The organism is Mesorhizobium sp. WSM4887, assembly GCF_029625865.1.
Classification (GTDB): domain Bacteria; phylum Pseudomonadota; class Alphaproteobacteria; order Rhizobiales; family Rhizobiaceae; genus Mesorhizobium.
In genome coordinates, this window is sequence record NZ_JARTVP010000024.1 from 18,743 (window position 1) to 28,641 (window position 9,899).

The window sequence follows — 9,899 nt, forward strand, 5'->3', positions numbered from 1 at the left end:
CATTAATGGCGTCGGTGTGGCTCTGTAGCTGGCGAGAAAAACGCCCTGCTGAAAGACAAAAGCTCGTGTGGCCGGCTCTGAAGGACGGCCAATGAGGCATGCGAGGAGAGGCTATAGTCCATTCGTGTAGACTGATCTTGTCCTACGGAGGCGGCTAACCACCCCGCCAGACATCATCGAGGGGAGCGCCACTAGGCTCACCCCAAGTGTTGGTCGTTTCCACCTGGTGACCTCGGCCAAGTCACCAAGCCGCTTAGCGCAAGCTTTCGAACTGGATGCTCCCCGGGCACATGATCGGCTAGCGATCCCACCAGTTGAGTTGCTCCAAGTCGCTGTCTAGCATTCTACATTCTGTGTCCGACGCTGGACAAGAATGTTGCAATCCCGACCAGCAAGTCAGCGCAGGCGCCACCTGTTGCCCAGCAAACGGCAAGGATTATCGAAAGACGAATTCGGCACGGAGCTTGCACCGACGATTGCATGCAAATGCCGACAGCATCTCATGAACGGTCTCTCGATTCTGGCGCGGTTAAATCGCGGCCGGTTCCAGATCATGTCCCGCCCGAAATGGTGAGGGACTTCAACCTGTTTACGTCGCCCGGCATGTTGCCGACGGCTAACGGGGATCCGCATGCAGCGGTTGCTTGCGTTCATGCCGGGCCTCCGATCTTTTATTCAACCAGCAACACGCGCGACGGTCGGGGTACCTGGGTCATCACTCGCGCGAGCGACCAGCGCCGGGTGCTGCAGGACACCGAAACGTTTTCCAGCCATCGCAGCATCTTCGCCTCTGTGCTCGGCGAGAGCTGGCCGATGATCCCGCTTGAGCTCGATCCGCCATTCCACGGTGTTTTTCGCTCACTGCTCAATCCGCTGCTTTCGCCAAAGCGGGTAATGGCATTGGAGCCGGCTGTCCGGGAACGAGCGATCAAGCTGATCGACAGGATCGCCGCATCAGGCACGAGCTGCGACATCATGAAGGATTTTGCAGTTCCGTTCGCGGTCAATATCTTCCTTCGCTTTATTGGGCTTTCGGACAACGGACTAGAAACATTTGTCGGCTGGGCTAGAGATCTGCTCCACGGCGATAAGGAGCAACGACCACCCGCAGCCCGGACGATCGTGGCCTTCATCGACGAACTTGCCACCGAGCGCCGCAAGGAGCCGGTCGATGATTTCATGACCTTCATCGTGAAGGCAAAGGTCGAGGGTCGTCTGCTCAGTGACGAAGAAGTCCGTGGCATCGGCGTGCTTGTGTTCGTCGCGGGACTCGACACGGTCTCAGCAGCCATATGCTTCGACTTGGCCCATCTCGCGCGCAACCCCAAAGATCAGGAATTGCTACGAAGCGAACCTGACCGGATTGCCGTCGCTGCGGAAGAATTGCTGCGCGCCTATTCGACCATTCAGATGATCCGAGTGGCAACGAAGGATGTCGACTTCAAAGGCGCGCCGATCCGCAAGGGAGATTATGTTTCCTGTGCCACGATGATTGCCAATCGTGACCCGGCGGAATTCGAATGCCCGAATGAGATCGATCTGGCGCGCGAGGACAACCGGCACGCTGCCTTTGGCTATGGTCCCCATCGTTGTCTTGGCTCACACCTTGCCCGGCGGGAGATTGTCATTGGCCTGGAGGAGTGGCTGGCGCGCATCCCAGCCTTTCGGATCAAGACAGGGACTGAACCTATCACCTTCGGCGGCCATGTGTTCGGGATCGAGAATCTGATCCTGGAATGGTCCTGAAGTTTCAGCCAACGACATTGGAGTTCGCTATGCGTGTCGTCGTACATAAAGCCAGATGCCAGGGTCATGCGCGCTGCTGGGCGCGGGCGCCGAGAGTCTTCAAGCTTGATGACGCCGGCTACATCTTGCCCGGTGATATTGATGTTGCCGATGGGGAGCAACTGCTTGCCTCAAAAGGGGTACGAGCCTGCCCCGAACAAGCTCTGGAAGTTGACGAGCCCCCCGCTAACTCAGTTGTAGAGAGAGACACACGCAAAGTGCAGACTGGCATCGGGAAGGACAAAACAATCATACAATTCGCGACAGACCCTGTCGACCACGCGAAAATTACCGAACTGCGTGACCGAGAGGCGATCCGCAACTGCCTGTATCGGTACTGCCGCGGGATAGACCGCGCCGATGAGGCGGCGCTGCGTAGCGCATACTGGCCCGAAGCGTATGACAGGCACGGTCCCTATTGCGGACCGGCAGAGGACTTCATCCAATTTGCTCTCGGTCTGCCGGGGCACCGTAACATCCATCAAATCACGAACAGCCTGATCGACTTCATCAGTTCAGCAGAGGCCGCGGTCGAGAGCTATTTCACCGCGCTGCAACGCGGACCGGATACAGACCAAGAAATACGTCAGACGCTGCTTTGCGGCCGTTACTGCGATCTGTTTCAGAAGAGGCAGGACGAGTGGCGAATTGCGGAACGGACAGTCGTCTACGATTGGGTTGAGGAGCAAATCCCGCCAGCGATTCTTGAGGCAGATAGGTTCGGCCGGCGACAGCCGATTGGAGCACCACATCCAGACGATCCCATCTACCAGTTGCTCAAGGGTCACATCCCCACCGACCAAGATGGCGTCGAGGGTCCCCAACTGGGAGCTGCATAAGTGGGTAGGAATGGAGGATGAGCGCCCTACGGGAACGACATCTGTGTGGGGCCGCGACTGGCGGTCACTGCAACGATTTGGCTCGGCCCTTCATTCCGCCCAAGGTTGATGGGCTGAGATCACAAGCGGTCATCGTGGAGAAGCTCTCGTGAAACTGGCAGCACGCACCGTAATCATCACAGGCGCTGCGGGCGGGATCGGCCGTGCCCTGGTCGATATCCTTGCCGCGGACGGAGACACTGTAGTTGCGGTGGACCTTCCGGGCAGTGGTGTGGTTGAACTGGCTCGGGATCTCGGGTCGCCGCACGTCGGTCTGGAGTGCGATGTGTCGCGAGAGAAGGACATGCTCTCACTTTTCGGCCAGGTCGAAGCACGGTTCGCGCAAATCGATGTCCTCATCAACAATGCGGCGGTTGGACCCACGATGGATAGGATCATCGACACCGCTGTCGATACCTTCCGACGCGGCGTGACAGTGAACCTTATTGGGCCATTCGTTATGGCCCGGGAAGCGGCGCGGCGCATGAAGCCGGGCGGTGCGATCGTCAATGTGGCTTCGATGGCGGGCGTGGTCGGCAATCCCAGGCGCAACGCCTACGCAGCCTCGAAAGCTGGCGTGATCTCGTTGACAAAGTCCCTTGCATGCGAGTGGGCTATGCGAGGAATCCGCGTCACGGCGGTGGCGCCGGGCTCCGTCCGCACCCCAATGGTCACAGAACTGGCACGCGCTGGCAAAATGGACCTCGCGGCGATACGCCGCCGCGTGCCGATGGGGCGCTTGGCTCGCCCCGACGAGATCGCCAGGGTCGTGCGTTTTCTGAGCAGCACGCAGGCGCGCTACATCACCGGCTCGGTGCTGGCAGTCGACGGAGGCTGGATGTCATTCAACCAGCCGGGGGATGCTCACCCGCCGGTGGATGGTGCGCTCCAAGCCGAGCTCTCCTGTCCGGCCGAATGCACAGATGCGCGAATCGTGCTCGTCACCGGTGGCGCAAAAAGCATTGGCGCGGCCGTCGCTCGCCGCTTTGCCGCGAACGGCGACACCGTCGTGATTGCTGATAAAGATGGCACTGCAGCGGCAGAGCTGGCTACATCGCTCCCCGGCAAGCATCTGGCGAAATCGCTGGACGTGGCCGTCGAGAGCGATGTGGTGTCGATGTTCGAAGAACTGAGGGGACGCTTCGGGTATATCGATGTTCTGGTCAATAGTGCTGATACCGCCGACAGGATTGTGCCTGCGATCGAGCAACTGTCGAAACAGCTCGAACACGTCCTGGATGTCAACCTTACCGGCGCCTTCACCTGCGCGCGCGAAGCGATCAAGGCTATGCGCCCGGGCGGCGTGATCCTCAATCTCGGGTCGATCGACAGCTTTCTGCCGTTCGCGCCGCGCCATGCCTACGGCGCCTCCAAGGCGGGGATGGATATGCTGACCCGTTGCATGGCGGCCGAACTCGGGCCGGTCGGAATTCGGACAGCCACCGTCGCTCCTGGCCACATCCGCACGCCCGCACTTGCTCAGTTGGCCAAAGCCGGCCGCATCGACCTGACAGCAATCGGACGACGCATCCCCATGGGCAGGATGGGACGGCCAGAAGACGTCGCAGATGCATCGTTCTTCCTTGCTTCGTCTGACGCCTCATACATCAACGGCTCGATCCTCTACGTGGACGGCGGCTGGACCTCGTTCGGTGATGCGGGAAACGCCAGCGAGCTCTATGACGAATGTTTTGCGGAGGCCGCAGGTTAATTGCCAGGCCTTCGCAGGGCGACCGGCCGAGCATTATGAAGCCTCGGCTCCACGACGCACCTGAGGTGCTTGAGATCCAAGCATGCGCATGCCGAGCACATTCCCGGTCGGCTGACGTGTCTATAACGAGGAGAAATCATGGAATTTGCCACTTTCATTCTGGCCGCCCAGCGTGGCTATCACCAATCCTCAGAAAGCGTCATCCGCAACTCCATCGAACAGGCCGTCGCTTCGGAGCAGGCTGGGTTCAACACCGCGTGGTTTGCTGAGCACCACTTCAACAATTACAGCCTCATACCATCCCCGCTGATGATGGTGGCGCACTGCGGCGGCTTGACAAGCACGATTCGCCTGGGCACTGCCGTCTGCGTGCTGCCGCTTTACCAACCGCAGCGCCTGCTGTCCGAGATCGGCTTCGCCGACATCGTTGCGAACGGCCGTCTCGAGCTCGGCGTAGGCTTGGGATACCAGCAGTTCGAGTTCGAACGGTTCGGCGTGGACATCGATGAGGCGCCGGCCGTCTTTTCGGAATACCTGGACATCATTCTCAAGGGCCTCAACCAAAACGTCTTCGAACACGACGGCCAGTATGAGAAGATCCCCCCAACAGCGATTTCGGTCCGCACAGTCCAGCAGCCGACGCCGCCTATCTGGATCGCTGGCGGAGCCGCACGGATGGCTCGGGCCTACCGCGAGGGGCACAATTTTTTTGTCACAGCCTTCCACGACGGCTTAGAGACTTTGACCACACTGCGTGAATCAGTCGAGAGGGCGGCGGCATCCGAGGAAAAGAACGTCACCGACGTCAAGATATCGCTGCTGCGCTGCTGCTATGCCAGCCACGACGAGTTGGAGATCAACAGCTATCTCGACAATGCCCGCTTCCAGCGCCGGCTTTCTGAAGCCCTGCATCAGCGTCGCCAACAGAGCCACGATGGCTACCTGCTGCAGGAGACACCGACCCAGCAGGATCTGTCCTTCGAGACCATGCGCAAAAATTTGCCGATTGGCAGCGTAAATCGCGTGATTGATCGCCTGCTGGAAGAGATCGATATCTTGAAACCGGACCAGATCGCAGTTCAGACTCAATTGGGCGACTTCGACCAAAAGACGATGCTGCGCCAGATCGAGCTCTGGGGCGACAAGATCATCCCTGCGGTCAACAAGGCGCTTTGTCATGCCGGAAGCTGAAGCCGGCCGTTACGATGATGGCTGCCTATCCAGCGCGCAATGGCGTGGGTCCGAGCTAGGGAGGAGCTTCGATCAGCATGTGCTGCCCTGCGTACATTCACGTTCGCTTGAGGAGGTCCAGGCGGGCGAGGTGTTGGCGACGGAGGGGACAGGCCTTTCGTCTGTCGAATTGCGTGATGTCTTGGCCGCAACTTTCCCGTCTACCTCCAGCAGCGTATTCGCTTTGGAGGAGTTGAGCGAGCCCGAGCCGGAACTGGAAGAGGAACTGCTACGCCGGCTGCTGCTAGCGCATGCTGCGCCGGCCGACCCGGCGAGCGCCCGCTTGGCCAAGATCATCGCCCGGCGTGCGATGCGCATGGACCATCTTTGGCGGGATCTTGGCCTCTCAAATCGCGCTGAGCTCAGCCGCCTGCTTGCCAGACATTTTCCCGCGCTGGCGGCAGGCAACACAGAAAACATGAAATGGAAAAAGTACTTTTACCGCAAGCTGTGTGAGGCCGAAGGCTTTTCGTCATGCACAGCACCCAGTTGCGGGGAATGCCATGACTTCGAAAGCTGCTTCGGCCCGGAGGAAGTTGAGAGTCGCCTCTCGCCGACCACGAATGTCGGTTAGTCACTTCGCTTGATCGCAGCTGCGGACAAACGCTTATCGCGGCGCCGTCGTATGGAGGAAGGGATGTTCATCGCCTCGCGATATTTGGTGACGGTACGGCGAGCGACATCGATGCCGGTCTCCTTGAGTTGAGCAACGATGTCTTCGTCGGAATGTACCTTGTCGAGCGATTCTTCGGCTATGATTGCCTTGATCCGATGGCAGACAGCTTTGGCGGAGTGCGCATCGCCGCCCTCGCAGGATGCGATTGGCGCAGCGAAAAAATACTTCAGCTCGAACACCCCGCGCGGAGTCAACATGTACCTGTTCGAAGTCACCCGGCTTACCGTCGACTCGTGCATGCCGATCTCGTCAGCGACATTTTTGAGACAGAGAGGCCGCAGATGGGCGGCGCCGTGTGTAAAAAAGGCATCCTGCTGGCGCACGATTTCGGTCGCAACCTTAAGGATCGTCTTAGCGCGCTGCTTGAGACTGCTGATCAGCCAGTTCCCTTTTTCCTGGCAATTGTCGAGAAACGCTTTGCCTTCCGGATTTTGCTTGGTCAGCTGCGAGATTTCGGCGACATAGGTGTGGTTGATCAACACTTTGGGCAGCGTGGCCGGATCAAGCTCCACCCGCCATCCACCTTCGGACTTGGGCATTACCCAGACGTCCGGTACGATGGTTTCCGGCGTCCCGGACTGGAACCGGTCTCCAGGCTTGGGATCGAGCGCGCGGATTTCGTTCCTCATGTCGAGGAGATCCTCCTCGTCGACTCCGCAACGCTGCTTCAATCCCTGAAAATCCCCCCGTGCAAGCATCTCGAGATTGGCGACCAAAGCTGCCATAGCCGGGTCGAACCGGTCTTGCTGGCGCAGCTGAATCTCCAGGCATTCGCTGAGAGTTCGCGCAAAAATGCCCGGCGGATCAAATTGCTGCAAGATTCCGATGACCCGTTCCACATCAGCTTGCCGAACGTTTAACGTCCTGGCCAGATCGAAAAGGTTTACCTGAAGATAGCCAGTGTCCTCCAGATGAGCGGCGAGCTGTCCGGCAATCAGCCGCTCCTGGGGGGTGAACGGGTTGAGGGCGACCTGGCGGGCGACATGGTCGTGCAATGTTTCGGTGTGGGCGGTAAACTCCTCGACGGCAGGTCGATCGTTGCCGCTACTGCGTTGCGACTTCCATTGCCCGCGCCCGCCAGACGGCCCGCCAATGGGCGATTCGCCGATTTCGCTTCTGCTTTGACTGCTCCGCTGATCCACCCCTGGCAGCGGCGAATCGTCGTCAAACGGGTCAGGCTTCAAAACGGGGTTCTTCTCGAGTGCCTGCTGCACGAGCTGATGGAGTTCAGTATGCGTCAATCGCAGCAAGCGAATAGCTTCAATGGCTTGAGGCGATAAGACCATACGTTGCTTCTGGCGTTGAAGCAGGCTTGCTGAGAGATGCATGTTGAACCGTGATCTGCCGAGGAGGCTCTAGTGTGTGCTTGGGTTGTGTGAGACTTTCCACTTCTGGGTCATGCCGCCGCCTTCAATTTGTCGAGAACGTTTTGCGGGGATGAAACGCCATAGGGGTCCGTCTCGCAGTTGTCACAGAAGCCTTCCTCCTCGAACCACTGCTCCACCACGCCATCGTCGATCAGAGCGGCGTATCGCCAGGAGCGCATGCCAAAGCCCAGATTGTCCTTCGCGACCAGCATGCCCATTTTGCGCGTGAACTCGCCCGACCCGTCTGGGATCAGCTCGATCTTCTGCAGCCCCAAGGACTTTCCCCACGCATTCATGACGAAAGCATCGTTGACCGAGACGCAGTAGATCGCGTCAATTCGCAGTTCCAGAAATTGATCATAGAGTTTTTCGAAATCGGGCAGTTGGAAGGTCGAGCAGGTCGGGGTGAAGGCGCCAGGCAGCGAGAACAGGATGATGCGCTTGCCCCCGAAATAATCGTCGGAGGTCTTGTTCTCCCACTGATAAGGATTTGGCCCCCCGATCGACTCATCGCGAACACGCGTGCGAAAGGTCACGAGAGGAACGTTCTTTCTATAGGTCATTGATTTGCTTCCAGGCCAAAGTGGTACGGTGCATTTTTCGGTTAAACTGAAGCGGCATCGACTTCGGTCGACAGTTCCGGCAGCCTCGCGCCTTGGCGTGGTTGCCTCGGACCGGTCTTGTGCAAGACCGCCCCCGAGCAGGCACGTTTAACGGCGACGAGCTTCCGCGGAGACGGGGAATTTTGCTCGCGTGCTTTATCGAGCTTTGAGAGGTAGGCATGGTCTGCAACCGTGATTTTGACTGCGTTCTATCGACCGAGTCGCAAGCGCCATGCCAATTGACCCGATGCCTTGGGTTCACTTCGGTTTTTGCAGCAACTTTCGTGTTGTGCAGTAATGCCGGTCGATATTATTGCTCAAGCAGCACTGGAAATTGGGTGCGACTCCGTTCGGCAAACCCGGCCTTTGTCCGAAGCCGGACACGAATGTCGGAAATAGCCAAACGCCAGGATCTGGGGCGGGTTAAGAAACGTTGCCGTGGGCACCGGCTTCAGCACAATTGCGCCACGCGAGCATGGCTCCCAGCGTCAATGCCGTGCAGCAGCGAGACGAAGTCACTGCAGAATATCAACCTCTGCGAAGTCGTTGAAACCCAGCATGTGCGAGCCGTTCGAGGCGCAGATCAAGGCATGCTCGAGGAAGAGCTCGTGCTCTCGGCAGCAAGTGTTGCGACGTCTGACAAGGATCGTCGCGCTTCAAGGAAAAGAACCTGAATGGTGCACGGCTTGTGAAGGCCGGCGCATGGAAATGGCTGGGCTGATCATCCTCCATGAGGGTTGAATGAAGAGCTGGCCCCTATCTCCCTCAGCTGCAACGGGGGGAGATAGGGCATGTCCGTCTATCGCGCTGGGTAACATTCCTCGGTGATGCAATAAGGGGGAGCAATTTCTCATTTCGGCAGACACGACCCAGCTCTCCTTTCATGCGCTGATTCCCCCAGGGGAAATCGCGACTCCAGGCTTCCTATGCAGCGAATCGCGGTGCTGTCCGATGTCCGACAATGTCGGATGCGGATCGTAGCTGGGCTAGATCCGTCACTTTGCCTCGATGGTTTCCCACTGGCCTTATATCTGCTTCGCCCAAATGCGGCGACATAACCTGTGCGGCATCTGTGAATGGATCGACTTCAATCGAGACCTCGGAGGTCCCGATGCGCGAAGGGAGCTTGCCGATATGACGGCCACCATAGCGAACCACGGTCCGGACGACGAGGGGACTTGGATCGGCGGGCCTGCGGCGCTGGGACACCACCGCCTGGCAATCATCGATATCCAGGGCGGCCGCCAGCCGAGGATGCTCCAGGGGGATGGCCGACCTGACTTGGTGCTCGTCTACACGGGTGAGACTTACAACTACCGCGAGCTGCGTCAACAGCTGGCCGGCCTAGTCCATCGCATGAACACGAGCAGTGACACCGAGGTGGTGCTGCACCGCCCCCGCGAGTAGGGCTCTTCGGCGGGTACACTTTTTTCACGAAATCCGTGAATGTTTCTCGCGACATCATCCCGCAATCGGTGGTGCAGCGGGTGAAGAGCCCGTATCCGGCTATCCAGAATGCCGCCTACGACAAAATACTACGTACGCGGTTCACTGTGATGCTGGACGACCTAGTTGTGGAGCTTCAACAGGTTGTCCTCGATCAGGGCGAGGCGACTGATAGGCGTTTTTGACTTTAGGCTGCCATGTGGA

Annotated in this window: 8 protein-coding genes and 1 pseudogene; 7 read left to right on the plus strand and 2 right to left on the minus strand. The window is 58.8% G+C overall.

The window, feature by feature from the left end:
* Positions 1 to 567 precede the first annotated feature (567 nt).
* The 6 genes and pseudogenes from P9230_RS31810 to P9230_RS31835 all read left to right on the plus strand — a co-directional run bounded on the left by P9230_RS31810 (position 568) and on the right by P9230_RS31835 (position 6,178).
* Positions 568 to 1,746, plus strand: coding sequence for a cytochrome P450 (locus P9230_RS31810; RefSeq protein WP_063169385.1), 1,179 nt, complete (start codon positions 568 to 570; stop codon positions 1,744 to 1,746).
* Positions 1,747 to 1,775: 29 nt separating this feature from the next.
* A pseudogene (locus tag P9230_RS31815) lies at positions 1,776 to 1,898 on the plus strand (ferredoxin); the annotation flags it as partial.
* A gap of 138 nt (positions 1,899 to 2,036) precedes the next feature.
* Positions 2,037 to 2,624, plus strand: a complete 588-nt coding sequence (locus P9230_RS31820; protein WP_050580531.1) for a nuclear transport factor 2 family protein — start codon at positions 2,037 to 2,039, stop codon at positions 2,622 to 2,624.
* 148 nt (positions 2,625 to 2,772) lie between these two features.
* Positions 2,773 to 4,374 carry an SDR family oxidoreductase gene (locus P9230_RS31825; protein ID WP_063169384.1) on the plus strand — a complete coding sequence of 534 codons (1,602 nt, stop codon included), beginning with the start codon at positions 2,773 to 2,775 and terminating at the stop codon, positions 4,372 to 4,374.
* A 138-nt stretch (positions 4,375 to 4,512) separates the two neighbouring features.
* A complete protein-coding gene (locus P9230_RS31830; protein ID WP_063169383.1) occupies positions 4,513 to 5,565 on the plus strand; it encodes an LLM class flavin-dependent oxidoreductase in 1,053 nt (350 codons plus the stop codon).
* On the plus strand, positions 5,552 to 6,178 hold the full coding sequence (locus P9230_RS31835) for a nitrogen fixation protein NifQ (protein WP_063169382.1): 627 nt from the start codon (positions 5,552 to 5,554) through the stop codon (positions 6,176 to 6,178). Before P9230_RS31830 ends, P9230_RS31835 begins: the two co-directional genes overlap by 14 nt.
* Here the strand turns inward: P9230_RS31835 and rpoN are convergent.
* On the minus strand, positions 6,175 to 7,608 hold the full coding sequence (gene rpoN / locus P9230_RS31840; RefSeq protein ID WP_063169381.1) for an RNA polymerase factor sigma-54: 1,434 nt from the start codon (positions 7,606 to 7,608) through the stop codon (positions 6,175 to 6,177). The two genes, P9230_RS31835 and rpoN, sit on opposite strands and share 4 nt — an antisense overlap.
* A gap of 68 nt (positions 7,609 to 7,676) precedes the next feature.
* The gene (locus P9230_RS31845) at positions 7,677 to 8,210 is read right to left on the minus strand and encodes a peroxiredoxin (RefSeq protein WP_063169380.1); all 534 of its coding nucleotides are present in this window, start codon (positions 8,208 to 8,210) and stop codon (positions 7,677 to 7,679) included.
* Between the two features lie 1,173 nt (positions 8,211 to 9,383).
* Between P9230_RS31845 and P9230_RS31850 the strand changes: the two genes are divergently transcribed.
* Positions 9,384 to 9,656: a hypothetical protein gene (locus tag P9230_RS31850; RefSeq protein ID WP_199489650.1), complete on the plus strand. Its 273-nt coding sequence runs from the start codon at positions 9,384 to 9,386 to the stop codon at positions 9,654 to 9,656.
* Positions 9,657 to 9,899: the final 243 nt, after the last annotated feature.

Excerpts from the sequence above, each read along its gene's own strand:
- P9230_RS31850 (WP_199489650.1), top strand. The coding sequence starts at position 9,384 with ATGACGGCCACCATAGCGAACCACGGTCCGGACGACGAGGGGACTTGG.
- P9230_RS31835 (WP_063169382.1), top strand. The coding sequence starts at position 5,552 with ATGCCGGAAGCTGAAGCCGGCCGTTACGATGATGGCTGCCTATCCAGC.
- rpoN (WP_063169381.1), bottom strand. The coding sequence starts at position 7,608 with ATGCATCTCTCAGCAAGCCTGCTTCAACGCCAGAAGCAACGTATGGTC.
- P9230_RS31845 (WP_063169380.1), bottom strand. The coding sequence starts at position 8,210 with ATGACCTATAGAAAGAACGTTCCTCTCGTGACCTTTCGCACGCGTGTT.
- P9230_RS31810 (WP_063169385.1), top strand. The coding sequence starts at position 568 with ATGGTGAGGGACTTCAACCTGTTTACGTCGCCCGGCATGTTGCCGACG.
- P9230_RS31830 (WP_063169383.1), top strand. The coding sequence starts at position 4,513 with ATGGAATTTGCCACTTTCATTCTGGCCGCCCAGCGTGGCTATCACCAA.